The sequence below is a fragment of the Streptomyces sp. NBC_00704 genome, from assembly GCF_036226605.1.
Lineage (GTDB): Bacteria > Actinomycetota > Actinomycetes > Streptomycetales > Streptomycetaceae > Streptomyces.
The window spans coordinates 5,775,629-5,800,615 of the sequence record NZ_CP109000.1; the positions used below are offsets into that span (position 1 = coordinate 5,775,629).

Genomic DNA, 24,987 nt, shown 5'->3' on the forward strand with positions numbered 1-24,987 from the left:
TCGGGCCGCTGACCAGGCACGCCGGAGGAGGACAATGTTCAGCCCCTTCGAGGAACTCTTCGCGCCCGGCCGCAAGCACACCCGCGACGAGCAGAACCGGCTGGAGCTGACCCGCGAGGACGTCGGCGACGCCGACCCCGGGCACGGACCGATAGACCTCGCCTCCGGAAAGGTCGTGGTCCGGGCCGCCGAGACCGACCCGATCGAGACCGACACGATCGAGGCGGAGCCGGGAGAGGGGCGGGGCGAGGAGCCCGCGGGGGACGGGCCGGTCCGCGGGGGACCGGACCGGGCGGACCCCGCGGCCGGGGACGGGTGACGGCGCGGCCGGGGACGGGTGACGGCGCGGGCGGGGACGGGTGATGGCGCGGGCGGGGACGGGTGATGGCGCGGCCGGGGGCGGGTGACGGCGCTCAGCTCACCCGCAGCTCCAGGATCCGGTCGTCCCCCGGCTTCGGGCCGCCGCGGCCGTCCGTGTTGCTGGTCGTGACCCACAGCCGGTCCCCGCCCGCCGACACCACCGTGCGCAGCCGGCCGTACTCGCCCGCCAGGAAGGCCTGCGGCGCCGCCGAGGCGGCCGTCCCGCGAAGGGGGACGCGCCACAGGCGCTGTCCCTTGAGACCGGCCATCCAGATCGACCCCCGGGCGTAGGCGATGCCGCTGGGGGAGGCGTCGTCGGTGTGCCACTGGGCTATCGGGTCGCGGAACTTCGCGTCCGCGCCGCCGCCCCCGGCGCTCCTGCCCTCCGCGACCGGCCAGCCGTAGTCGGCGCCCGGCGCGATCGCGTTCAGCTCGTCCCACGTGTCCTGGCCGAACTCCGAGGCGAACAGCCGCTGCTCGGCGTCCCAGGCCAGGCCCTGCACATTGCGGTGGCCGTAGGAGTACACCGGTGAGCCGGGGAAGGGGTCGCCGGGAGCCGGTTCGCCCTCCGGGGTCAGCCGCAGGATCTTGCCGCCCAGGGACTTGGGGTCCTGGGCCAGCCCGCGGTCGCCGTTCTCGCCGGTGCCGGCGTACAGCATCCCGTCGGGACCGAAGGCGATCCGGCCACCGTTGTGGATCATGCCCTTGGGTATGCCCTTGAAGATCGTGTCGGGCGCCCCCAGCTGGTCCCCGGCCGGCCGCTTCGCGTCGTAGAGCATACGGACGACGCGGTTGTCCGACGCCGTGGTGACGTACGCGTAGACCATGCGGTCCGAGGCGTAGCGGGGAGACAGCGCGAGGCCCAGCAGGCCGCCCTCGCCGGCCGCGGAGACGCCGGGCACCTCGCCGAGCCGCGTCTTCGCGCCCGTCTTCTCGTCGACCCGTGTGATCGTCCCCTCGTCGCGCGAGGCGACCAGCAGGCCGCCCTCCGGAAGGGGGGCCAGCCCCCAGGGACTGTTCAGACCCTCAGCGACCGTGCGCACCACCGTGACCGTGCCCTTCGCGGGCGGGGTCCGTACCGCCGACGGGGAGGCCGCCGGCGCGGACGCGCCGCCCGGTGAGGGGCTGGCGGAGGCGCGCGGCGACGGCCCGGCGCCCGGGGAGCAGCCGGCCGTCGCCAGCAGGGCGCCCCCGGCCAGCACGGCCAACACGGCGGACACAGCTCGACGTTCCACGATCACGGTCCCTTCGGCACGGCGGTTCCTTCGGCGGGTCCATTCGTCCTACGCCCAGTCCTACGCAGCGCACGTCTCCAGGGTTCCCGATCTGCGCCGGCACCACCCCCGAGGGGCACTCATTCCCACGATCCCAGCGCCGCCGGCAGCTTCGCCACCTCCGCCAGGTCCTGCGGCGTCAGACGCAGCCCGGCCGCCGCCGCGTTCTCCGCCACCCAGCGTTCCTGCTTGGCGCCCGGCACGGGGACCACGTGCCGGCCGCGCGACAGCACCCAGGCCAGCGCCACCTGCGCCGCCGTCACCCCCTCGCCGTGCCGGGCGGCGATCCGGCGCAGACCGGCCACGATCGGCTGGTTCGCGGCCATCATCTCGGCGGTGAACCGCGGATGCCGGGCCCGCAGGTCGTCCGGCTCGAAGCCCCGGCCGGGCTTCAGCGTGCCGGTGAGAAAGCCGTTGCCGAGCGGCATCGCCGCCAGGAAGCCGACGCCGCGCGCCTCGCACCACGGCAGCAGCGCCTCCAGCGCCTCGGGCGACCACACCGACAGCTCCGCCTCCACCGCGGCCACCGGGAAGACCTGCTGGACCCGCCCCAGCTGCCGAATCGTTCCGTCGTACAGACCGCCCGACCGGCGGCCGCCGCGCGCCCCCACCGCGCACCACCCCAGCGCCCGCACCTTGCCCACCCGTACCAGCTCCGCCATCGCGCCCCAGGTCTCCTCGACCGGGATCTCGGGGTCGGCACGGTGCAACTGGTAGAGGTCGATGACGTCCGTCTGAAGGCGCCGCAGGGACGCGTCGCAGGCCCGTCTCACGTATCCGGGGCGGCCGTTGGCGACGATGTGCTGCTCACCGACGAGCAGCCCCACCTTCGTCGACACGAACGCGTCCGCCCGCCGCTCCTTCAACGCCCGCCCCAGCAACAGCTCGTTGGTGAACGGCCCGTACATGTCCGCGGTGTCCAGCAGGGACGAACCCGCGTCCAGCGCCCGGTGCACCGCCCTCAGCGACTCGTCACCGCGCTGCCGCGACCCGCTGTACGCCCAGCTCATCGGCATGCACCCGAGGCCCACGGCCCCCACCTCGAGCGCCCCCGCGCCGATCGTCCTGCGCTCCACCTGCTCGTGACCCTCCCTCGCCGGACCCCCCAACCTAACCGCTGGGCCGGCACACCCCTGACATAGCCTCCTGGCATGACCGCTGACCTGGCACGCGACGTATGGCTGCCCATCCCGCCCGACGAGATCGACGGGCTCCCCGAGGGGCTCGACTACCTCTTCTGGGACGGCGGGGAGAGCGGCGACCAGCCCTACCCCGGTGACCCCGCGCGCTGCGTCGTCTACGTGGTGCCGTACATGAAGCGGCAGCCCGTGAAGGTACGTCCGCTGCGGGAGATGAGCCGCCTCCAGGTCGTGCAGACCCTCACCGCCGGCGTCGACGACATCACCGCGCGCCTGGCGGACCTCGTGCCCGGGGTGCGGCTGTGCAACGCGCGCGGGGTGCACGAGGCCAGCACCGCGGAACTGGCGCTCACCCTCACCCTGGCCGCCCTGCGCGGCATCCCCGGGTTCGTGCGCGCGCAGGACGAGGGGCGCTGGCAGGGCGCGTTCCATCCCGCGCTCGCCGACAAGAACGTCCTCGTCGTCGGGTACGGCTCCATCGGCGCCGCCATCGAGGACCGGCTCGTGCCGTTCGAGGTGGCGCGGGTGGCGCGCGTCGCGCGCTCCTGGCGCACGACGGCGCGCGGCCCCGTGCACCCGATCGCCGAACTGCCCGCCCTGCTCCCCGAGGCGGACGTGGTGATCCTCTCGACGCCGCTGGACGACAGCACGCGCGGCCTGGTCGACGCCGGCTTCCTGGCCCGGATGAAGGACGGCGCGCTGCTGGTCAACGTGGCCCGCGGAGGGGTCGTCGACACGCAGGCGCTGCTCGCCGAACTCCGACGGGGCCGCCTCACCGCCGCCCTGGACGTCACCGACCCCGAACCCCTGCCCCCGGGCCACCCGTTGTGGACCGCGCCGGGCGTCCTCATCAGCCCCCACGTCGGCGGACCCACCTCGGCCTTCCGTCCCCGCGCCGAGCGCCTGCTGGCGGACCAGTTGACCCGCTTCGTGAACCGTGAACCGCTGCGCAACGTGATCGTGACGACGGGCACGGACGACGGATCCTGACGGCGCCGGGGAACTCCGCCGCCCCTGCACGGGCACGCTCCGCAGTCCTGCGGACGCGTTCTGTACCTCATCCGGGCGCATATGCCGATGATCGTCACGCAGCGTAGAGGAACTATGTCCCTGAGTGACGAGACTGGTGTATCGTCCCGACAGGGGCTGCGCCGCGCAGGATCGGCGTCAGGGATGGACATTTCAGACTTGTGAGGGGGGCGACGGGCGATGCACGGCCTATGGACGAACGATCCGACGCGGCGGAGCCGCCGGCGGCGACCCTGGCACCCGGCCGCGGGCGGTCACGGTCACCGCACCCACCACGGTTCTCCCCACGGCCCCCCTTCCTCGGGATGCGGCGGCCGCGGGAGGCGGACGCAGCCACCGTCCCGCACCCCGAGGGGCCCGGGAGCCACACGGACCGGGAGGCCGCGGTGAGTTCGCCGTCGACCTCCACGCCCCTCCTCGACGGAGCGCCGCGGACACAGGCGGCCCCTGCCGGGAGGCCGCGCCTCGGACCGCCGTCCGCCCACGGCCCCGGATCGAACCTGGTCCACCAACTTCTGCTCGCCCTGGTCTGCGCGGTGTACGCCGTCGGCTCCGCGCTGGGCTGGGGCTCCGACCGACTCGCGTTGATCATGGGCGACTTCGGGCTCACCGCCGCGGCCGGCACGGCCGCCGTCTCGTGCCTGCTCTACGCGCGCAACCGCCGCGTCCGCTTTCGACCCGCCTGGCTGCTGTTCTCGCTCTCCTCGGCGATGGCGGCCCTCGGCAACTTCGTCTGGGGCTGGTACGAGGTGGTCCTCGGCCGTCCCGTGCCCAGCCCCAGCTTCGCCGACCTGTTCTTCCTGTGCTTCGCGCCCCCCGCCATCGTGGGGCTGCTGGTGCTCGCCGCCCGCCCCATGACGAAGGCCGGCTGGGTCTGCCTGGCGCTCGACGCCTGGCTGATCGCCGGTTCGCTGCTCACCCTCTCCTGGAGTCTCGCGCTCGCCCAGGCCGCCAAGTTCGACGGGCCGAGCGTGGCGCACGCCGCCCTCTCGCTGGCGTACCCGCTGCTGGACATCGCGCTGGTGAGCATGGTGCTGGTGCTGCACTTCCGGCGCACCTCGGTGAACCGCACGGCGGTCAACACGGCCGTCGGCGCGCTCGCGCTGACCGTGATGTGCGACGCCCTGTTCACCTCGCCGCTGCTGCACAACAACTACCGCTCGGGCCAACTCCTCGACGCGGGCTGGTTCGCCGGCTCGCTGCTCCTCGCCTACGCGCCCTGGGCCGCCTCCCGACGGCAGGCCGCGGAGGAGGGACACACGCGCGTGGTCCTCGAACACCTCCCCGGCCGGCGCGCCGGCGCCCGCCCGCAGACGCCGCCGCGCACCCCGGGCCGCACCCCGCAGCCCGGCCGGCCGACCGCGCACACCGCCCCGCACCCCCAGGCGCAGGCGCCTGCCCAGCAGGGCGAGCACGGCCGCTTCCCGTCCACCCGGCCCATCACCGGCTCCCTGGCCGCGCTGACGCCCTACCTCGCCGCCGCCGTCTGCACCCTGGGGATCCTCTACAACGTCCTCAACGGCCGCAGCGTCGACCGCGTGGTGCTGCTGACCGGCGGCACGGTCGTGCTCGCCCTCGTGGTGCGCCAGGGGATCATGCTGCTCGACAACATCACCCTCACCCAGGAACTGGCCCAGAAGGAGAACCACTTCCGCTCCCTGGTGCAGGGTTCCAGCGACGTCATCATGATCGCCGCGCCCAGCGGGGTCCTGCGCTACGTCTCCCCGGCCGCCGCGGGCGTCTACGGCCGGCCCGCCGAGGACCTGGTGGGCACCGAGCTGGCCGACCTGATCCACCCCGGCGACCTCGGCTGCGTGGTGCACGAGGTGCGCCGCTTCCTCGCCGCCAGCCCCCAGGACGAGCCCACCACCCGCATCGAGTGCCGGTTCCGCTCCGGCGACGGCGGCTGGCTCAACGTCGAGTCCACCGTCAACCGCCACCACGGCGGCCTCATCTTCAACAGCCGGGACGTCACCGAACGCGTGCGGCTCCAGGCCCAGCTCCAGCACAACGCCGAGCACGACCCGCTCACCGACCTGCCCAACCGCGCCCTGTTCACCCGGCGCGTCCAGCAGGCCCTGTCCGGCCGGCGCAGCTCCGACCGCCAGGCCCTGCGGGGCACGGCCGTCCTGTTCATCGACCTCGACGGGTTCAAGGCCGTCAACGACACCATCGGCCACGCGGCGGGCGACCAGCTCCTGGTCCAGGCCGCCCGCCGGCTCCAGGAAGCGGTCCGCAAGTCGGACACCGCCTCCCGGCTGGGAGGAGACGAGTTCGCGGCCCTGATCGTCGGCGACGGCGCCCGCGACCGGGCCGCCCGTGAACGGCAGATACTGGAACTCGCCGACCGCCTGCGGCTCACGCTCTCCCAGCCGTACCTCATCGACGGCGGCGAGGTACGGGTCGCCGCGTCCATCGGCGTCGCCTTCGCCGACCCCGGTCTCGGCGCCGGCGAACTGCTGCGCAACGCCGACCTCGCCATGTACCGCGCCAAGGCTGGCGGCAAGGGCCGCGTCGAGCTGTACAAGCCGCAGATGCAGCAGGACGTCGTCCGCAAGGCGGAGCTGGCCACACGGCTGCGGGCCGCGCTGCACGACGGCGAGTTCGCGCTGCTGCACCAGCCCGTGGTGCGCCTGGACGACGGCCGGATCACGTCGGTGGCCGCGCAGGCCCGCTGGCGCTCCTCCCAGGGAGTCCTCTTCACGCCGGCCGAGTTCCTGCGGGTCGCGGAGGACGGCGACAGAGCGGCCGAGCTGGGCCGCTGGGTGCTGGAGGAGGCCGTCGAACAGGCCGCCGACCGCACCGCGAGCGGGCTGACCCTGCCGGTGGTCGTACGGATGGGCGCCCGGCGGCTGACGGACCGTTCGCTGCCCCTCGGCTCGGTGGAGGCGCTGCTGACCCGGCACGGCCTGCCGTCCGGTTCCCTCGTGATCGAACTCTCCGACACCGACCCCAGAGTGCCGCTGGACGAGCTGGAGCGCCGCCTGGGGGCTCTGAAACGCCTCGGCGTCCGCATCGCCCTGGACGGCTTCGGCAGCGGCTACGCGGCCCTCACGGCGCTGCGCCGGCTCCCCGTGGACATCCTCAAGCTGGACCGCTCCCTGGTCGAGGGCGTCGTCGAGTCCGCCCGGCTGCACAAGATCACCAGCGGGCTGCTGCGGATCGCCGGCGATCTGGGGCTCCAGTCGGTCGCCGACGGGGTGGACCTTCCCGAACAGGTCGTCGCCCTGCGCGCGATGGGCTGCACCCACGGCCAGGGCATGGCCTTCACCGGACCGCTGGACGAGTACCGGCTGCGCCGGGCCCTGGCGACGGGCCGCTTCCCGGTGCCCCACGAGCCCGTGGAACCCGCGTTCGCGGGCGGGGGCGCGGGGGTGTACACCAGTGGTGTCCACGCAGGTGGCGTCGTCGCCGGCGGCGTCACGGCCGTACTCGGGAGCGGGAATGCCCTTCGCTCACATAATGAGACTCCCGTCCCACCCACTTGACAGTCGGTGCGCGCCAGAGGGAGGGTCAATGCCATGCGCACCCGAATTCTCGTACTTGGAAAGCGCGTCGGCTGAAGCTGGTGACGTCCGGTCGGACCGGAACACACCGCGACCCACACCCGGCGCGCTCCCCTCGCTTGCCTTTTGGCACGAGGGGTTTTTTGTTGCACAAAACCCGCAGGCACCGCACCACCCGCACGACCCGCACGACCCTCAGTAAAACCCTCAGCATCGAGAAGAGAATGCCGATGACCGAGCAGGCCACCGGGGCCCATCCGCAGCCGCGGCCCCGATCCGGAGGACACTCCGCGTCCGTCGAGCACGTGACGGGTGCGCAGTCCCTCATCCGTTCTCTCGAGGAGGTCGGCGCCGACACGGTATTCGGCATTCCCGGCGGTGCGATCCTTCCCGCCTACGACCCGCTGATGGACTCCACCCGGGTCCGCCACGTCCTGGTCCGGCACGAGCAGGGCGCCGGCCACGCGGCCACCGGCTACGCGCAGGCCACCGGCCGGGTCGGCGTCTGCATGGCGACCTCGGGCCCCGGCGCCACCAACCTGGTGACCCCGATCGCCGACGCCCACATGGACTCGGTGCCGCTCGTGGCGATCACCGGGCAGGTGGCCTCCAAGGCGATCGGCACGGACGCCTTCCAGGAGGCGGACATCGTCGGCATCACCATGCCGATCACCAAGCACAACTTCCTGGTCACCCGCGCCGAGGACATCCCGCAGGTCATCGCGCAGGCCTTCCACATCGCCTCCACCGGCCGTCCGGGCCCGGTCCTGGTCGACATCGCCAAGGACGCCCTCCAGGCGAAGACCACGTTCTCCTGGCCGCCCGCCATGGACCTGCCCGGCTACCGGCCGGTGACCAAGCCGCACGCCAAGCAGATCCGCGAGGCCGCCAAGCTGATCACCGCCGCCAAGCGGCCGATCCTGTACGTCGGCGGCGGCGTGCTCAAGGCCGGCGCCACCGCCGAGCTGAAGGTCCTCGCCGAGCTGACCGGCGCGCCCGTCACCACCACGCTGATGGCGCTGGGCGCGTTCCCCGACAGCCACCCGCAGCACCTGGGCATGCCCGGCATGCACGGCTCGGTGGCCGCCGTCACCGGACTGCAGAAGGCGGACCTGATCGTCGCGCTGGGCGCCCGCTTCGACGACCGCGTCACCGGCAAGCTGGACAGCTTCGCGCCCTTCGCCAAGATCGTCCACGCGGACATCGACCCGGCGGAGATCGGCAAGAACCGCACCGCCGACGTCCCGATCGTGGGCGACGCGCGCGAGGTCCTCGCCGACCTGGTCCAGGCCGTCCAGAAGGAGCACAGCGAGGGCCACCGGGGCGACTACACCGCCTGGTGGAAGGACCTCAGCCGCTGGCGCGAGACCTACCCGCTCGGCTACGACCAGCCCTCCGACGGCTCGCTCTCCCCGCAGCAGGTCATCGAGCGGATCGGCCGACTGGCCCCCGAGGGGACGATCTTCGCCGCGGGCGTCGGCCAGCACCAGATGTGGGCCGCCCACTTCATCCAGTACGAGAAGCCCGCCACCTGGCTGAACTCCGGCGGCGCGGGCACGATGGGCTACGCGGTCCCGGCCGCGATGGGCGCCAAGGCCGGCGTGCCGGACCAGGCGGTCTGGGCGATCGACGGCGACGGCTGCTTCCAGATGACCAACCAGGAACTCACCACCTGCGCCCTGAACAACATCCCGATCAAGGTCGCCATCATCAACAACGGCGCCCTCGGGATGGTCCGCCAGTGGCAGACGCTGTTCTACAACCAGCGCTACTCCAACACGGTGCTGCACTCCGGTCCGAACGACGTGAACCCGGACGCCCGGGGCACGCGCGTTCCGGACTTCGTGAAGCTGTCCGAGGCGATGGGCTGCCACGCGATCCGCTGCGAGTCCCCGGACGACCTCGACAAGGTCATCGAGGAGGCGAACTCGATCAACGACCGCCCGGTCGTCGTCGACTTCATCGTCCACCAGGACGCGATGGTGTGGCCGATGGTCGCCGCCGGCACCTCCAACGACGAGATCATGGCCGCCCGTGACGTCCGCCCCGACTTCGGCGACAACGAAGACGACTGAGCGAGAGAGACGTAAAGAAGACATGTCCAAGCACACGCTCTCCGTCCTGGTGGAGAACAAGCCGGGCATCCTCGCCCGGATCGCCGCCCTGTTCTCGCGCCGCGGCTTCAACATCGACTCGCTCGCCGTCGGCGTCACCGAGCACGCCGACATCTCCCGCATCACGATCGTGGTGAGCGTGGAGGCCCTGCCGCTGGAGCAGGTCACCAAGCAGCTCAACAAGCTCGTCGAGGTGCTGAAGATCGTCGAGCTGGAACCGGGACAGGCCGTCCAGCGCGAACTCGTTCTGGTGAAGGTGCGCTCCGACAACGAGACGCGCTCCCAGATCGTGGAGATCGTCCAGCTCTTCCGCGCCAAGACGGTCGACGTCTCCCCGGAGGCCGTGACCATCGAGGCCACCGGCAGCAGCGACAAGCTGTCCGCCATGCTCAAGATGCTGGAGCCGTACGGCATCAAGGAACTGGTCCAGTCGGGAACGATCGCGATCGGCCGTGGCGCCCGTTCGATCACGGACCGGTCCCTGCGCTCCCTCGACCGGTCGGCTTAAGACACGGAACGGGCGGCCGGCGTCATCCGGCCGCCCGTATGCCGAGACCCCGAGACTTCCCTTCCGCCCGCCGTCATACGGTGGGACGCAACACCTGCACCCCAAGGAGAGAACCCAAAGTGGCCGAGCTGTTCTACGACGCCGACGCCGACCTGTCCATCATCCAGGGCCGCAAGGTCGCGGTCATCGGATACGGCAGCCAGGGCCACGCCCACGCCCTGTCGCTGCGTGACTCCGGTGTCGACGTCCGGGTCGGTCTGCACGAGGGCTCCAAGTCCAAGGCCAAGGCCGAGGAGCAGGGCCTGCGCGTGGTGGCCCCGGCCGAGGCCGCCGCCGAGGCCGACGTCATCATGATCCTCATCCCGGACCCGATCCAGGCCCAGGTCTACGAGGAGTCCATCGCCCCGAACCTGAAGGACGGCGACGCGCTGTTCTTCGCCCACGGCTTCAACGTGCGCTTCGGCTTCATCAAGGCCCCGGCCGGCGTCGACGTCGCCCTGGTCGCCCCGAAGGGCCCGGGCCACCTGGTCCGCCGCCAGTACGAGGAGGGCCGCGGCGTCCCCGCGATCGCCGCGGTGGAGCAGGACGCCACGGGCAACGCCTTCGCGCTGGCGCTGTCGTACGCCAAGGGCATCGGCGGCACCCGCGCGGGCGTCATCAAGACGACCTTCACCGAGGAGACCGAGACCGACCTGTTCGGTGAGCAGGCCGTCCTGTGCGGTGGCACCTCGGCGCTGGTCAAGGCGGGCTTCGAGACCCTGGTCGAGGCCGGCTACCAGCCGGAGATCGCCTACTTCGAGTGCCTGCACGAGCTGAAGCTGATCGTGGACCTCATGTACGAGGGCGGCCTGGAGAAGATGCGCTGGAGCGTCTCCGAGACCGCCGAGTGGGGCGACTACGTCACCGGCCCGCGCATCATCACCGACGCCACCAAGGCCGAGATGAAGCAGGTCCTCACCGAGATCCAGGACGGCACCTTCGCCCGGAACTGGATGGACGAGTACCACGGCGGTCTGAAGAAGTACAACGAGTACAAGGACGCCGACTCCGAGCACCTGCTGGAGACCACCGGCAAGCAGCTCCGCAAGCTGATGAGCTGGGTGAACGAAGAGGCGTAGCCTCAGGACGAGGGGCCGGAGCGCACTGCTCCGGCCCGTTGTCCATTCCGTCCGGCCACGGACGGGTGATCCTTCCGCGGAGGCATGAGGCGACCTCCGTCGCAGCACTACACTGCTGCCTACATTCGCGTTCAGGCCCACAGCGTCGTGCGTCTTCCACGCGGCTAGCCCCTCCCTCCGCCTGCGGCCGTCGGGACGGCCGTCCGCACGCTCTGGACTTGTGAGGACTCACGTGAGCTCGAAACCTGTCGTACTCATCGCTGAAGAGCTGTCGCCCGCCACCGTGGACGCGCTCGGCCCGGACTTCGAGATCCGGCACTGCAACGGAGCGGACCGGGCCGAACTGCTCCCGGCCATCGCCGACGTGGACGCGATCCTGATCCGCTCGGCCACCAAGGTGGATGCCGAGGCGATCGCCGCCGCGAGCAGGCTGAAGGTGGTCGCGCGGGCCGGCGTCGGCCTGGACAACGTCGACGTGTCGGCCTCGACCAAGGCCGGCGTGATGGTCGTCAACGCCCCCACCTCGAACATCGTGACCGCCGCCGAGCTGGCCTGCGGTCTGCTGCTGGCCACCGCCCGCCACATCCCGCAGGCCAATGCCGCGCTGAAGAACGGCGAGTGGAAGCGCAGCAAGTACACGGGTGTCGAGCTGGCCGAGAAGACGCTCGGCGTGGTCGGCCTGGGCCGTATCGGCGCGCTCGTCGCGCAGCGCATGTCGGGCTTCGGGATGAAGGTCGTCGCCTACGACCCCTACGTGCAGCCCGCGCGGGCCGCGCAGATGGGCGTCAAGGTGCTGTCGCTGGACGAGCTGCTCGAGGTCTCCGACTTCATCACCGTCCACCTGCCCAAGACGCCCGAGACGGTCGGCCTGATCGGCGACGAGGCGCTGCGCAAGGTCAAGCCGAGCGTGCGGATCGTCAACGCCGCGCGCGGCGGCATCGTCGACGAGGAGGCGCTGTACTCGGCGCTGAAGGAGGGCCGGGTCGCCGGCGCCGGACTCGACGTGTACGCGAAGGAACCCTGCACCGACTCCCCGCTGTTCGAGTTCGACCAGGTCGTGGCCACCCCCCACCTCGGCGCGTCCACCGACGAGGCGCAGGAGAAGGCCGGCATCGCCGTCGCCCGCTCGGTACGCCTCGCGCTCGCCGGTGAGCTGGTCCCCGACGCGGTGAACGTCCAGGGCGGCGTCATCGCCGAGGACGTCAAGCCCGGTCTGCCGCTCGCCGAGCGCCTCGGCCGGATCTTCACCGCGCTGGCCGGCGAGGTGGCCGTCCGCCTCGACGTCGAGGTGTACGGCGAGATCACCCAGCACGACGTGAAGGTGCTGGAGCTGTCGGCCCTCAAGGGTGTCTTCGAGGACGTCGTCGACGAGACGGTGTCCTACGTCAACGCCCCGCTGTTCGCGCAGGAGCGCGGTGTCGAGGTGCGGCTGACGACCAGTTCGGAGTCGGCCGACCACCGCAACGTCGTCACCGTGCGCGGCACCCTCTCGGACGGCGAGGAGGTGTCGGTGTCCGGCACGCTGGCCGGCCCCAAGCACCTCCAGAAGATCGTCGCGGTCGGCGAGTACGACGTCGACCTCGCGCTCGCCGACCACATGGTCGTCCTGCGGTACGAGGACCGGCCGGGCGTCGTCGGCACGGTCGGCCGGGTCTTCGGCGAGGCCGGGATCAACATCGCCGGCATGCAGGTCGCCCGCGCGGTGGCCGGCGGCGAGGCGCTCGCCGTGCTGACGGTCGACGACACGGTGCCGGCCGCGGTGCTGGCGGAGGTGGCGGAGGAGATCGGCGCGACGTCTGCTCGTGCCGTGAACCTCGTCTGAGGTTCGCCGCACGGTCCGGGGGCTGCCGCCCCCGGGCCCCCGCTCCGGCCCTGAACGGGCCTTGTCCTCAAACGCCGGACGGGCTGGGATGTCCGACCCGGGCTCAAAGTGCACGTAAGACGGGCTGGGATGTCCGACCCGGGCTCAAAGTGCACGTAAGACGGGCTGGGATGTCCGACCCGGGCTCAAAGTGCACGTAAGACGGGCTGAGATGTCCGGCCCCGGCTTGAAGGGGCACGTAAGACGGGCTGGGATATTCGACCCCGGCTTGAAGGTGCACGCCGACCGGGCTCGATGAAGGTGTACGCCGGGCGGGCTGGAGTGATCCGGCCCGTCCGGCGTCTTGTTTGTGCTGTGCGGTTATGCGCCGCCTACGCGGCTTCGTCGCAGTGTCGCCGTCGCCGCGATTCCCGCCGTCGCGAGGATCACCGCTCCCGCGATCGCCGCCCCCTGCATCCCGTGGGTGAAGGCCTCGCGGGCGGCGGTGGCCAGGGCGTCTCCCGTGCGCCCGGGCAGGTGGGCGGCGGTGGCCAGGGCGCCGCCGAGGGTCTCGCGGGCCTCCGCCGGCGCCGAGGCCGGCATCTCGTGGCGGTAGATCGCGGTGCCGATGGAGCCCAGCACCGCCATGCCCAGCGCGCCGCCGAACTCGGTGCCCGTCTCCAGGAGGGAGGACGCGGAGCCGGCGCGCTCGACGGGGGCCGTGCCCAGCGCCAGGTCCGTCATCTGGGACAGGACCATGACGATCCCGGAGGCGAGGACCCCGCACGCGGTGAGGACGAGCCACATCGAGTCGGTGCCGGCGAGGGTGAGCAGGCCGTAGCCGGCCGCGCCGGTCACGAAGCCCGCGGTGACCACGTGGGCCCGGTCGACCCCCTTCTGGACCAGGGAGGTGGCCAGGGGCGCCGCCGCGCCGATCGGGACCGAGGGCAGCAGCGCCCACAGCGCCGCTTCCAGCGCGCTCCTGCCGAGGACCGACTGCAGGTACTGCGTGGTGAAGAACGCCGAGCCCAGCATCCCGAACGAGGACACGAGGTTCAGGACGACGGCGGGGCCGAAGCCCGTGCCGCGGAACAGGGCGGGGGAGATCATCGGGTCGGCCGTCGTGCGCTGGCGGTGGACGAAGAGGGCGGCGAAGAGCAGGCCCAGGGTGATCGAGACGACGTGGTCGGTGTGCCAGCCCTGCGCGGCGATCTCCTTGAGGCCGTAGATCACGGGGAGCACGGCGGCCATCGACAGCAGCACGCTCGGCCAGTCGAAGCGGCCCGGGGCGGGGTCGCGCGACTCGGGCAGCAGGACCGGGCCGAGCACCAGCAGCAGGGCCATCGCGGGCAGGTTGACCAGGAAGACCGAGCCCCACCAGAAGTACTGGACCAGGACGCCGCTCATCACCGAGCCGAGCGCGATGCCGCCCGTCATGACGCCGGACCACAGGCCGATCGCCTTCGCGCGCTGGCCGGGGTCGGCGAACATCGTGCGGATCAGGGCCATCGTGGAGGGCATCAGGGTCGCGCCGCCGATGCCGAGCACCGCGCGGGCGGCGATCAGCGTTCCGGCGCTGTCGGCGTAGGCGGCGGTCAGCGAGGCGGCGCCGAAGGCGGCCGCGCCGATCAGCAGCAGCCTGCGGCGGCCGATGCGGTCGCCGAGCGAGCCCATCGTCATCAGCAGCCCGGCCAGGACGAACGCGTAGACGTCGAAGATCCACAGCTGCTGGGTGCCGCTGGGGTGCAGGTCCGCGTTGATCGCGGGGATCGCGAAGTAGAGGACCGAGACGTCCATGGAGACCAGCAGCAGCGGCAGCATCAGCACGCCGAGGGCGGTCCATTCGCGTCGTCCGGCGCGGGCGGCCGGGGGTGTGGCGGTGCTCGTCGGGTTCGTCATGGCGACGACTGTACGGGCGTCTTAAACGGTTGTCTAGAACGATTGTATAAATCATGCGTCTAGGACGGCTGTATGGATCCGGAGTAGGGTGTCGGGCATGGGACACCGTGAGGATCTGCTCGAAGGCGCCCGGCGCTGCCTGCTGGACAAGGGCTTCGTGCGCACGACGGCGCGCGACATCGTCAAGGAGTCGGGGACCAACCTCGCGTCGATCGGCTACCACTACGGATCGAAGGACGCCCTGCTCGTGCAGGCCTACGTCTCGCTGATCGAGGGCCTCGGCGACACCTTCGACCCCGGCTGGGGCGCGGGCGGCGACAGCTCGTCGGCGCCGAGGTCGCTGGAGCGCTTCCAGGAGGTCTGGGCGAACATCATCCGGTCGATGCCCGAGGCCCGGGGGGTGTGGATGCTGAGCCTCGAAGTCATCCTCTACGCCGACCGGTTGCAGGAGGTGCGCTCGCTGCTCGCCGTGGCGCAGGAGCAGGGCCGCGCCGGGATCGTCCCCATGTTCACCGGCGTCCCCGAGAGCGAACTCGACAAGGAGACGGTCGAGTCGGAGGGCCGCTTCTACCAGACCCTGCTCAACGGGCTCATGGTCCAGTGGCTCTTCGACCCCCCGTCGGCGACCGGCGCGGAGCAGCTCACCGAGGGGCTGCGGCGGGTGATCGCGGGCGCCGCGGGCGATCCGCGCGATCCGCGCGACTGATCCGCCTCCGGCGCGGCCGGTCAGGGCAGCCGGGCCGCCTTCAGCGTCATGTGCAGCAGCAGCCGGTCCTCGCCGTCGTCCAGGTCGAGGCCCGTCAACTGCTCCACCCGCGACAGCCGGTAGTAGAGCGTCTGCCGGTGGATGCCCAGCTCGGCGGCCGTGCGGCCGGCCTGGCCCGCGCAGTCGAGGTACACCTCGGCGGTGCGGGCCAGCTCCCGCTGGGCGGGCGCCAGCAGGGGCAGCACGCCGGGATCCCGGGCGACCTCGGGCGGCAGCGAGGTCAGCAGCCGGTAGGGGCCGACGGACGCCCACCGCGCGACCGGGCCGAGGCGCGGCTCCGCCAGCGCGGCCCGCGCCGACGCCGACGCCTCCTCCCAGGCCGCCCCGAGCCCGGCCAGCCCGACCCGACCGGCGGCCACCCCCGCCGCCGCCCCCGCCGCCCGCTCCAGCAGCCGGGCCGCCGCGGAGGTCGCCGGGGTGAGGGTGTCCGCGGAACGCAGCCGCACCAGCACCGCCAGGCACTGACCGGTCGTCGCCCACGGCACCGTGCACAGCGCCGTCGCCCCCGGCAGGGTGCGCAGCGAGGGCGCCTCGTCCGGGTCGGCGGACGGCCACGGGGCCACGCACACCACCGTGTGCGACGCGTCGGCGCGGGCGCCGAGCGCGGTGCGCAGCTCCGCCACCGCCATGTCCCGGGGCCAGCCGCGGCCGGCGGTGAGCACCGCCCGCAGCTCCCGGGTGAGGTCCGCGCCGTGCTGAGCCTCGTCCGCGAGCAGGGCGCCGATCCGCGCGGTCACCTCCATCGCGGCCGCGAGCTGGGCGTCCGAGGGCCCGGGGTCGTCGTCCAGCAGCCAGACGTAGCCGAGGGCGACCCCCCGGTGCCGTACGGGCAGGCAGACGCGCCCGCGGTGGACCCCCGCCGCCGGGGTGGGCGGGATGCGGACCGGGCCGGTGGCGCGGGTGATGCCGAAGCCCTCGAACCACGTGCGCACGGCGGCCGTCGAGCGCCGGGTCAGGATCGAGCGGGTGCGCACCGGGTCCAGCGCGGACGCGTCCAGCTCGTCGTCGCTGTCGTAGGCCCCGAACGCGATCAGCTCGAAGTCGCGGTTCTCCAGGGTCGCGGGGGCGCCGAGCAGCGCCGAGATCTCGTCGACGAGCTCCTGGTAGTCGCCCGCGTGGGAGGAGGATGCAGCATCGGCCGTCACAGGGGCATTCTCCCCCATTCCCCCAGGCGCTTCATACATCTGTCTGAGATCTGCGGCACGGATGCGTGACAGCTGTCGATGGCTCAGGATCGGAGGGATCCTTAGGTTTCACGGTGGTTCTGTCTGCTGGTTTGTGGAGGTGCCCCGTGCTGGGTCCCGTGATTCTCGCCGCGTCGCGCAGCGACCGGATGCGACGTCTGATCTCGGCGGCCCCGGTGACGAAACAGGTCGTGGACCGCTTCATCCCCGGTGAGACCGTCGACGACATCGTGCCGATCATCGAGGAGCGCACCGCCCAGGGGCTGGAGCTGACGATGGACGTCGTCGGCGAGGACATCACGACCCAAGACGAGGCCCGCGCCGCCCGCGACGCCTACCTGGCGCTGATCGACCGTCTGGCGGGGCCGGCGCTCGGCGACCGCGTCGAGATGTCCGTCAAGCTGTCGATGTTCGGGCAGGCGCTGGAGGGCGGGCACGAGCTGGCGCTCGCCAACGTCCGCCCGGTGGTGGAGGCCGCCGCCGCCATCGGCACCACCGTCACCCTGGACGCGGAGGACCACACCACCCTCGACTCGATGTTCGCCATCCACGAGGAGCTGCGGAAGGACTTCCCGCAGACCGGCTGCGTCATCCAGGCCTACCTCTTCCGCACCGAGGCCGACGCCCGCCGCCTCGCCGCGAGCGGCAGCCGGGTCCGGCTCGTGAAGGGCGCGTACAAGGAGCCCGCGGAGGTCGCGTACCAGCAGAGGCACGAGATCGACAAGGCGTACGTCCGGGTCCTGCGCATCCTGATGGAGGGCGAGGGGTACCCCATGATCGGGTCCCACGACCCGCGCCTGATCTCCATCGCGCAGGAACTGGCCCGCCGGGCCGGCCGCAAGCTCGACGAGTACGAGTTCCAGATGCTGTACGGGATCAGGGGCGACGAGCACCTGCGCCTGGCCGCCGAGGGCCACCGCATGCGCGTCTACACCGCCTACGGCACCGACTGGTACGGCTACTTCATGCGCCGTCTGGCGGAGAAGCCCGCCAACCTGCGGTTCTTCCTCCGCTCGATGGTCAGCAAGGGCTGAGCCCCACCCCCGCTCGCCACACCGCCCGCAACACCGCTCAGTAAGGAGTCACTGAACTCATGGACGCTGTGACCCAGGTCCCCACCCCCGTCAACGAGCCGGTGCACGGCTACGCCCCCGGCTCCCCGGAGCGCGCCCGGCTGGAGGCCAAGCTCAAGGAGCTGGCCGGCAACCCGGTCGACCTGCCCTGCATCATCGGCGGCGAGCGGCGGATGGGCGGCGGAGAGCGGTTCGACGTCGTGCAGCCGCACAACCACCAGGCCCGCCTCGGCACCTACGCCAACGCCACCCGCCAGGACGCCCAGGACGCGATCGACGCGGCCCTCGCCGCCGCGCCCGCCTGGCGCGCGATGTCGTTCGACGACCGCGCGGCGATCATCCTGCGCGCCGCCGAACTGCTCTCCGGCCCCTGGCGCGAGACGCTCGCCGCGTCGACCATGCTCGGCCAGTCGAAGACCGCCCAGCAGGCGGAGATCGACTGTCCCTGCGAACTGGTCGACTTCTGGCGCTTCAACGTCGCCTACGCCCGCCAGATCCTCGCCGAGCAGCCCCCGGCCAACTCCCCGGGCGTCTGGAACCGTCTCGACCACCGCCCGCTGGAGGGCTTCGTCTACGCGATCACGCCGTTCAACTTCACGGCGATCGCGGGCAACCTGCCGACCGCGCCCGCGCTGATGGGCAACGTCGTCGTGTGGAAGCCGTCGCCGACGCAGACGCACGCCGCCGTGCTGCTGATGCGGCTCCTGGAGGAGGCCGGGCTGCCCAAGGGCGTCATCAACCTGGTCACCGGCGACGGCCTGGAGGTGTCCGAGGTCGCCCTGAACCACCGCGACCTCGCCGGCATCCACTTCACCGGCTCCACCAAAACGTTCCAGTACCTGTGGAAGACGGTCGGCGCCAACATCGAGAAGTACCGCTCCTACCCGCGGCTGGTCGGCGAGACCGGCGGCAAGGACTTCGTCGTCGCGCACCCGAGCGCCGACCGCGCGGTGCTGAAGACCGCCCTCACCCGCGGCGCCTTCGAGTACCAGGGCCAGAAGTGCAGCGCGACCTCCCGGGCCTACATCCCGGCGTCGATCTGGAACTCCGGCTTCAGGGAGGAGTTCGCGGCCGAGGTCGACCAGCTGACCATGGGCGACGTCACCGACCTGTCGAACTTCATCGGCGCGGTCATCGACGAGCGGTCCTTCGCCAAGAACAAGGCGGCCATCGACCGCGCCAAGGCGGACCCGGCCTGCACGGTCGTCGCGGGCGGCACGTACGACGACTCCGTCGGCTACTTCGTGCGCCCGACCGTCGTCGAGTGCACGGACCCGGCCAACGAGGTCTTCACGACCGAGTACTTCGGCCCGTTCCTCGCCGTGCACGTCTACGAGGACGACCAGTACGACGCCATGCTGACGCAGATGGAGTCGGTGTCGGACTACGCGCTGACCGGCTCGGTCATCTCGGGCGACCGTGCGGCGGCCGCGTACACGATGGAGAAGCTGCGCTACGCGGCCGGCAACTTCTACATCAACGACAAGTCCACCGGCGCCGTCGTCGGCCAGCAGCCCTTCGGCGGCGGCCGCGCCTCCGGCACCAACGACAAGGCGGGCGCCCCGCAGAACCTGATGCGCTGGACCCTGACCCGCGCCATCAAGGAGACCCTGGTCGCGCCGACCGACTACAGCTACCCGCACATGGGCTGACGGCGCACAACGCGCGCACGTACCCCGAACGGGCCGGTCTTCCCCGACCGGCCCGTTCGGCGTGCCATCGCCCGTGACGGGGGCTCCATCGGACCGTGCCGTCTCAGATAGTAGGAAGTCCGAGTAACTGTAGAGACAGGCGCGCGCTCCTCCCTTAGTTTTGTAGGAGCCGAACGTCTCGCTCGATCAAGCGAACGGCGGTCGTGAGCCGGGCCCCGTGCAGGCAACCCCTGCGGTCCGCTCCCCGCCCCTTCCGGTGTCTCGCAACCCTTCCGCACTCCCCGGAACCAGAAGGAGTCGATTCCCCATGGCCGAGACGACCGTCCGCCGCCGAGTCCGCCACGTCTCCCGCAGCACCGAGTCCGACCGCAAGAACGCCGCCGCCGCCCTCCAGCGCGCCCTCGACCGCCGCGACAACGGCGGCGAGACCGGCCACTGAGCACAGGTCGCCGAACAGGGGCGCGTCGCGGGCGTCCGCACGGGACGCCGGGCCCCGCGCCGCCCTGCTCCGCTCCGCGCCCCCCTGCACCCCCGCGCGCCCGCGACGCGCTGTCCGCATGACGGACGGTCCGTGTCATCCCATGGGACGAGGAGTACGGTTTCCCGCATGTCTCGCAGCCTCAATCTCGCAGTGATCCCCGGTGACGGCATCGGCCAGGAGGTCGTGGCCGAAGGTCTCAAGGTCCTCTCCGCCGTCCTCCCGCAGGACGTGAAGCTGGAGACCAAGGAGTACGACTTCGGCGCCCGGCGCTACCACGCCACCGGTGAGACCCTCACCGACGCCGACGCCGAGGCGCTCAGGCAGCACGACGCGATCCTGCTCGGCGCGATCGGCGACCCGAGCGTGCCGTCCGGCGTCCTGGAGCGGGGCTTCCTGCTCAAGCTGCGCTTCCTCTTCGACCACCACGTCAACCTGCGGCCCTCGAAGCTGCTGCCCGGCGTGGCCACCCCGCTGGCCGGCCAGCCCGAGATCGACTTCGTCGTGGTCCGCGAGGGCACCGAGGGGCCGTACACCGGCAACGGCGGCACGATCCGCAAGGGCACCCCGCACGAGGTCGCCACCGAGGTCTCCGTGAACACGGCCTTCGGCGTCGAGCGCGTGGTCCGCGACGCCTTCGCCCGCGCCCAGGCCCGCCCCCGCAAGAAGCTCACGCTGGTCCACAAGAACAACGTGCTGGCCTTCGCCGGCCACCTGTGGACGAACGTCTTCAACCGGGTCGCCCAGGAGTTCCCCGACGTCACCACGGACTACATCCACGTGGACGCCGCGACGATCTACCTGGTCACCGACCCCGGCCGGTTCGACGTCATCGTCACCGACAACCTCTTCGGCGACATCATCACCGACCTCGCCGCGGCCGTCTCCGGCGGCATCGGCGTCGCCGCGAGCGGGAACATCAACCCCTCCGGCGAGTTCCCCTCCATGTTCGAGCCCGTGCACGGCTCGGCCCCGGACATCGCGGGCCAGGGCAAGGCCGACCCCACCGCCACGGTCCTGTCCGTCGCCCTGCTGCTGCGCCACCTCGGCCACGACGCCGAGGCGGTCCGCATCGAGGACGCCGTCTCCGCCGACCTGGCCGAGCGCGCCGCGCTGCCCGCCCGCAGCACCTCCGAGATCGGCGACGCGCTCTCCGCACGAGTAGCCGGCTGACCCGGCGCACCGCACGACTCCCGCTCCCCGGAGCGGGGGCACCCCATCGAAGCCGCCGGGTCACATCGCACCCGGCGGCTTCTCGTATGTCCTGCCGGGTGCCACCATCGACCCCGGGTCGCACGCACGCCGTTTTCCTCCGCGCACCCCGCTTGCGATAATCGAACGCGGAGCCGCGGTATCAGGCAATGCTCGGACGTCCTAGCACACGCCACTGGCCGTACGGACGTGAGCGCGGCCCGTCACACACAACCGGTGAAGGACAACCACTCATGACGACGCCCACGATCGAGCTCAAGCCCTCCGCCAGCCCCCTCTCCGCCGCCGAGCGCGAGGCGATCCTGGCGAACCCCGGCTTCGGCCGCCACTTCACCGACCACATGGTGACGATCCGGTGGACCGAGGGCCGCGGCTGGCACGACGGTCAGCTCGTTCCGTACGCGCCGATCCCGCTCGACCCCGCGACCAACGTCCTGCACTACGCGCAGGAGATCTTCGAGGGACTGAAGGCCTACCGCCGCCCCGACGGCTCCGTCGCCACCTTCCGCCCGGACCAGAACGCCAAGCGGTTCCAGCGGTCCGCCCGCCGCCTGGCCATGCCGGAACTGCCGGTCGAGACGTTCATCGGGGCCTGTGACGCGCTCGTCGCGCAGGACAAGGACTGGGTGCCCGCGCACGGCGGCGAGGAGTCCCTCTACCTGCGCCCCTTCATGATCGCGACCGAGGTGGGCCTGGGCGTGAAGCCGGCCAACGAGTACCTCTTCATCGTGATCGCCTCGCCGGCCGGCGCCTACTTCCCGGGCGGCGTCAAGCCGGTCTCCATCTGGGTCTCCGAGGACCACGTCCGCGCCGTCCCCGGCGGCATGGGCGACGCCAAGACCGGCGGCAACTACGCCGCCTCCCTGCTCGCCCAGGCCGAGGCCGCCGCACAGGGCTGCGCCCAGGTCTGCTACCTCGACGCCGTCGAGCGCAAGTGGGTCGAGGAGCTCGGCGGCATGAACCTGTACTTCGTCTACGGGAACAAGATCGTCACGCCCTCGCTGACCGGCTCCATCCTCGAGGGCGTCACCCGCGACAGCCTCCTCACCGTCGCCCGCGACCTCGGCTACGAGGCCGAGGAGGGCCGCGTCTCCGTCGACCAGTGGCAGCGCGACTCCGAGAGCGGCGCGCTGCGGGAGGTCTTCGCCTGCGGCACCGCGGCCGTGATCACCCCGGTCGGCACGGTCAAGCGCACCGGCGGCGAGTGGCGGCAGTCGGGCGGCGAGCCCGGCGAGGTCACCCTGCGGCTGCGGCAGGCCCTGCTGGACATCCAGCGCGGCACCGCCGAGGACAAGCACGGCTGGATGCACCGCCTGGGCTGATCCCGGCGCCTCCGACGCCGCCGCAGGGCCGCCCCCGAACCGGGCGGCCCTGCGGCGTTTCCGCCCCCCGCACGCCGCCGCGCCCTCGCTATCGAGCGGCGTTCTAAAAGTCGCCGCCAGGTCTTCTGATCATCGAGCGGAACGTTTAGAGTGCCGTTCTAAGAACGTTCAGGGAGGCCTTGTGCGACTCACCCCCACCGAGCGGGACCGGCTGCTGCTCTTCGGGGCCGCCGAGCTGGCCCGCGCGAGAAGGGCCCGCGGGCTGCGGCTCAACGTGCCGGAGGCCACCGCGCTGGTCGCCGACGCCGTCTGCGAGGCCGCCCGCGACGGCCTCCGGCTCGCCGAGGCGATCGAGCGGGCCCGGTCCGTCCTCGGCCCGGACGACGTCCTGCCGGGCGTCGCGGACGTCGTCACCGAGGTGCACGTCGAGGCCGTCTTCGACGACGGCTCGCGGCTCGCCGTCGTCCGCGACCCGATCGGGGCGGGCGGCGCGGGCGCCCGGCGACCGGACGGCCTCGGGCCGGGCGCGCTGCTGCCGGGACCCGCGCACGCCGAGCCCGAGGCGGCCGTGCGCCTGACGGTCGTCAACACCGCCGCCGTGCCCGTCTCCGTGACGTCCCACTTCCACTTCTTCGAGGCCAACCCGCGGCTGGACTTCGCGCGGGCCGCCGCCTACGGGATGCGGCTCGCCGTCCCCGCCGGGTCCTCCGTGCGGTTCGGGCCCGGGGAGAGCGCCGAGGTCGGCCTGGTCCCCATCGGGGGCGAACGGGTGGCGATCGGCTTCGCCGGACTCGTCGACGGGCCGCTGGACGCCCCGGGGGCCCGCGAAGAGGCCCTGCGCCGGGCCGCCGCCTGCGGATACCTGGGGGCGAGGGCGTGAACCCGCACGAGTACGCCGCCACCCACGGCCCGCGCGCCGGCGATCGCCTCCGGCTCGGCGACTCGGGCCTCGTCGTCCGTGTCGAGTCCGACTCCCAGCTGCCCGGCGACGAGTTCCTCGCCGGCTTCGGCAAGACCGCCCGCGACGGCCTGCACCTCAAGGCCGCCGCCGTCCGCGACACCTGCGACGTCGTGATCAGCAACGTCGTCGTGATCGACGCGGTGCAGGGGATCCGCAAGGTCTCCATCGGGATCCGCGAGGGCCGCATCCACGCGATCGGACGCGCCGGCAACCCCGACACCCTGGACGGGGTGGACGTCGTCGTCGGCACCGGCACCTCGATCGTGTCCGGCGAGGGGCTCATCGCCACCGCGGGCGCCGTCGACACCCACGTCCACCTGCTGTCGCCGCGCGTCATGGAAGCCTCGCTGGCCTCCGGCGTGACGACGGTCATCGGGCAGGAGTTCGGGCCCGTGTGGGGCGTCGGGGTCAACTCGCCCTGGGCGCTGCGGCACGCGTTCGGCGCCTTCGACGCCTGGCCGGTCAACATCGGCTTCCTCGCCCGCGGTTCGTCCTCGCGCGACGCCCCGCTCGTCGAGGCGCTGGCCGAGGGCGGCGCGTGCGGCTTCAAGGTGCACGAGGACATGGGCGCCCACACCCGGGCGCTGGACACGGCGCTGCGCGTCGCCGAGGAACACGACGTCCAGGTCGCCCTGCACAGCGACGGGCTGAACGAATGCCTCTCGGTCGAGGACACCCTGGGCGTCCTGGAGGGCCGCACGATCCACGCCTTCCACATCGAGGGCTGCGGCGGCGGCCACGTGCCCAACGTGCTGAAGATGGCGGGCGTGCCGAACGTCATCGGCTCCTCCACCAACCCGACCCTGCCCTTCGGCCGGGACGCCGTCGCCGAGCACTACGGCATGATCGTCGCCGTCCACGACCTGAAGACCGACCTGCCGGGCGACGCCGCCATGGCCCGCGACCGCATCCGCGCCGGCACGATGGGCGCCGAGGACGTGCTGCACGACCTGGGCGCGATCGGCATCACCTCGTCCGACGCGCAGGGCATGGGCCGCGCGGGCGAGACCGTGCGCCGCACCTTCGCCATGGCCGGCAAGATGAAGGCCGAGTCCGGCGCCCCGCACGACGACCACGACAACGAGCGCGTCCTGCGCTACATCGCCAAGCTGACCGTCAACCCCGCCATCGCCCACGGGCTGTCGCACGAGGTCGGCTCCCTCGAGGTGGGCAAGCTCGCCGACATCGTGCTGTGGCGCCCCGAGTACTTCGGCGCCAAGCCGCAACTCGTGCTCAAGTCCGGCTTCCCCGCCTACGGGGTGACCGGCGACCCCAACGCGGCCACCGACACCTGCGAACCCCTCGTCCTCGGCCCGCAGTTCGGGGCGTACGGCGCCACCCCCGCCGACCTCTCCGTCGCCTTCGTCGCCCGGGCGGCCCTCGACCGGGGGAACGACTCGATGCCCACCCGCCGCCGCCGGGTCGCCGTGCACGGCACCCGCGGCATCGGCCCCGCCGACCTGCGCCTGAACTCGCGCACCGGAACCGTCGACGTCGACGGGCGCACCGGCCTGGTCACCCTCGACGGCGAGCCGCTGCGCTCCGGGCCGGCCCAGTCCGTGTCCCTCAACCGCCTCTACTTCCTCTGACG

General features: G+C 72.2%; 19 protein-coding genes. 15 read left to right on the forward strand and 4 right to left on the reverse strand.

All coding sequences use genetic code 11. The annotated features are described in order from the left end of the window. Positions 1-34: 34 nt before the first annotated feature. The gene (locus OG802_RS25215; protein WP_329413898.1) at positions 35-319 is read left to right on the forward strand and encodes a DUF6191 domain-containing protein; all 285 of its coding nucleotides are present in this window, start codon (positions 35-37) and stop codon (positions 317-319) included. A 94-nt stretch (positions 320-413) separates the two neighbouring features. On the opposite strand, the gene OG802_RS25220 is transcribed toward OG802_RS25215, so the two are convergent. Together OG802_RS25220 and OG802_RS25225 are read right to left on the reverse strand one after the other, a co-directional pair. Then, complete coding sequence (locus OG802_RS25220) at positions 414-1,595, reverse strand: PQQ-dependent sugar dehydrogenase (RefSeq protein ID WP_443055327.1); 1,182 nt, start codon at positions 1,593-1,595, stop codon at positions 414-416. 119 nt (positions 1,596-1,714) lie between these two features. Beyond that, positions 1,715-2,710: an aldo/keto reductase gene (locus tag OG802_RS25225; RefSeq protein ID WP_329413900.1), complete on the reverse strand. Its 996-nt coding sequence runs from the start codon at positions 2,708-2,710 to the stop codon at positions 1,715-1,717. A 75-nt stretch (positions 2,711-2,785) separates the two neighbouring features. Between OG802_RS25225 and OG802_RS25230 the strand changes: the two genes are divergently transcribed. The 6 genes from OG802_RS25230 (at position 2,786) to serA (ending at position 12,870) form a co-directional block, all read left to right on the forward strand. Next, positions 2,786-3,763, forward strand: a complete 978-nt coding sequence (locus OG802_RS25230) for a 2-hydroxyacid dehydrogenase (protein WP_329413902.1) — start codon at positions 2,786-2,788, stop codon at positions 3,761-3,763. A gap of 425 nt (positions 3,764-4,188) precedes the next feature. Beyond that, complete coding sequence (locus OG802_RS25235) at positions 4,189-7,290, forward strand: putative bifunctional diguanylate cyclase/phosphodiesterase (protein ID WP_329413904.1); 3,102 nt, start codon at positions 4,189-4,191, stop codon at positions 7,288-7,290. A gap of 242 nt (positions 7,291-7,532) precedes the next feature. Then, positions 7,533-9,383 (forward strand): acetolactate synthase large subunit, encoded by a 1,851-nt coding sequence (locus OG802_RS25240; protein WP_329413905.1) that lies wholly within the window; start codon positions 7,533-7,535, stop codon positions 9,381-9,383. Between the two features lie 22 nt (positions 9,384-9,405). Further along, positions 9,406-9,930: an acetolactate synthase small subunit gene (gene ilvN / locus OG802_RS25245; protein ID WP_069770471.1), complete on the forward strand. Its 525-nt coding sequence runs from the start codon at positions 9,406-9,408 to the stop codon at positions 9,928-9,930. 119 nt (positions 9,931-10,049) lie between these two features. Further along, positions 10,050-11,048 carry a ketol-acid reductoisomerase gene (ilvC, locus tag OG802_RS25250; protein ID WP_329413907.1) on the forward strand — a complete coding sequence of 333 codons (999 nt, stop codon included), beginning with the start codon at positions 10,050-10,052 and terminating at the stop codon, positions 11,046-11,048. Between the two features lie 232 nt (positions 11,049-11,280). Next, positions 11,281-12,870, forward strand: coding sequence for a phosphoglycerate dehydrogenase (serA, locus tag OG802_RS25255; protein WP_329413908.1), 1,590 nt, complete (start codon positions 11,281-11,283; stop codon positions 12,868-12,870). Between the two features lie 360 nt (positions 12,871-13,230). Here serA and OG802_RS25260 read toward each other — a convergent pair whose 3' ends face one another. Then, positions 13,231-14,748 (reverse strand): MFS transporter, encoded by a 1,518-nt coding sequence (locus OG802_RS25260; protein ID WP_329413910.1) that lies wholly within the window; start codon positions 14,746-14,748, stop codon positions 13,231-13,233. Positions 14,749-14,845: 97 nt separating this feature from the next. On the opposite strand from OG802_RS25260, the gene OG802_RS25265 reads away from it, so the two are divergent. Then, positions 14,846-15,454: a TetR/AcrR family transcriptional regulator gene (locus OG802_RS25265; protein ID WP_329413912.1), complete on the forward strand. Its 609-nt coding sequence runs from the start codon at positions 14,846-14,848 to the stop codon at positions 15,452-15,454. Positions 15,455-15,474: 20 nt separating this feature from the next. Here the strand turns inward: OG802_RS25265 and OG802_RS25270 are convergent, their stop codons facing one another. Then, complete coding sequence (locus OG802_RS25270; RefSeq protein ID WP_329413914.1) at positions 15,475-16,677, reverse strand: PucR family transcriptional regulator; 1,203 nt, start codon at positions 16,675-16,677, stop codon at positions 15,475-15,477. A 128-nt stretch (positions 16,678-16,805) separates the two neighbouring features. Here OG802_RS25270 and OG802_RS25275 point away from each other — a divergent pair, with 128 nt between their 5' ends. The 7 genes from OG802_RS25275 to OG802_RS25305 all read left to right on the forward strand — a co-directional run bounded on the left by OG802_RS25275 (position 16,806) and on the right by OG802_RS25305 (position 24,985). Continuing rightward, complete coding sequence (locus tag OG802_RS25275) at positions 16,806-17,732, forward strand: proline dehydrogenase family protein (RefSeq protein WP_329413916.1); 927 nt, start codon at positions 16,806-16,808, stop codon at positions 17,730-17,732. Between the two features lie 59 nt (positions 17,733-17,791). Next, entirely contained in the window at positions 17,792-19,423 is a 1,632-nt protein-coding gene (gene pruA, locus OG802_RS25280; RefSeq protein WP_329413918.1) for an L-glutamate gamma-semialdehyde dehydrogenase, read from the forward strand. Positions 19,424-19,730: 307 nt separating this feature from the next. Continuing rightward, a complete protein-coding gene (locus OG802_RS25285) occupies positions 19,731-19,862 on the forward strand; it encodes a hypothetical protein (RefSeq protein ID WP_329413920.1) in 132 nt (43 codons plus the stop codon). 168 nt (positions 19,863-20,030) lie between these two features. After that, the gene (locus OG802_RS25290; protein ID WP_329413923.1) at positions 20,031-21,074 is read left to right on the forward strand and encodes a 3-isopropylmalate dehydrogenase; all 1,044 of its coding nucleotides are present in this window, start codon (positions 20,031-20,033) and stop codon (positions 21,072-21,074) included. A gap of 272 nt (positions 21,075-21,346) precedes the next feature. After that, the gene (locus OG802_RS25295; protein WP_329413926.1) at positions 21,347-22,435 is read left to right on the forward strand and encodes a branched-chain amino acid aminotransferase; all 1,089 of its coding nucleotides are present in this window, start codon (positions 21,347-21,349) and stop codon (positions 22,433-22,435) included. Positions 22,436-22,616: 181 nt separating this feature from the next. Continuing rightward, positions 22,617-23,315 (forward strand): urease subunit gamma, encoded by a 699-nt coding sequence (gene ureA / locus OG802_RS25300; RefSeq protein ID WP_329413929.1) that lies wholly within the window; start codon positions 22,617-22,619, stop codon positions 23,313-23,315. Next, positions 23,294-24,985 (forward strand): urease subunit alpha, encoded by a 1,692-nt coding sequence (locus OG802_RS25305; protein ID WP_443055457.1) that lies wholly within the window; start codon positions 23,294-23,296, stop codon positions 24,983-24,985. Before ureA ends, OG802_RS25305 begins: the two co-directional genes overlap by 22 nt. The last annotated feature ends 2 nt before the right edge of the window (positions 24,986-24,987 follow it).

Excerpts from the sequence above, each read along its gene's own strand:
- OG802_RS25290 (WP_329413923.1), top strand. The coding sequence starts at position 20,031 with ATGTCTCGCAGCCTCAATCTCGCAGTGATCCCCGGTGACGGCATCGGC.
- OG802_RS25240 (WP_329413905.1), top strand. The coding sequence starts at position 7,533 with ATGCCGATGACCGAGCAGGCCACCGGGGCCCATCCGCAGCCGCGGCCC.
- pruA (WP_329413918.1), top strand. The coding sequence starts at position 17,792 with ATGGACGCTGTGACCCAGGTCCCCACCCCCGTCAACGAGCCGGTGCAC.
- OG802_RS25215 (WP_329413898.1), top strand. The coding sequence starts at position 35 with ATGTTCAGCCCCTTCGAGGAACTCTTCGCGCCCGGCCGCAAGCACACC.
- OG802_RS25270 (WP_329413914.1), bottom strand. The coding sequence starts at position 16,677 with ATGGGGGAGAATGCCCCTGTGACGGCCGATGCTGCATCCTCCTCCCAC.
- OG802_RS25285 (WP_329413920.1), top strand. The coding sequence starts at position 19,731 with ATGGCCGAGACGACCGTCCGCCGCCGAGTCCGCCACGTCTCCCGCAGC.
- OG802_RS25230 (WP_329413902.1), top strand. The coding sequence starts at position 2,786 with ATGACCGCTGACCTGGCACGCGACGTATGGCTGCCCATCCCGCCCGAC.
- OG802_RS25265 (WP_329413912.1), top strand. The coding sequence starts at position 14,846 with ATGGGACACCGTGAGGATCTGCTCGAAGGCGCCCGGCGCTGCCTGCTG.
- ilvN (WP_069770471.1), top strand. The coding sequence starts at position 9,406 with ATGTCCAAGCACACGCTCTCCGTCCTGGTGGAGAACAAGCCGGGCATC.
- OG802_RS25260 (WP_329413910.1), bottom strand. The coding sequence starts at position 14,748 with ATGACGAACCCGACGAGCACCGCCACACCCCCGGCCGCCCGCGCCGGA.
- OG802_RS25295 (WP_329413926.1), top strand. The coding sequence starts at position 21,347 with ATGACGACGCCCACGATCGAGCTCAAGCCCTCCGCCAGCCCCCTCTCC.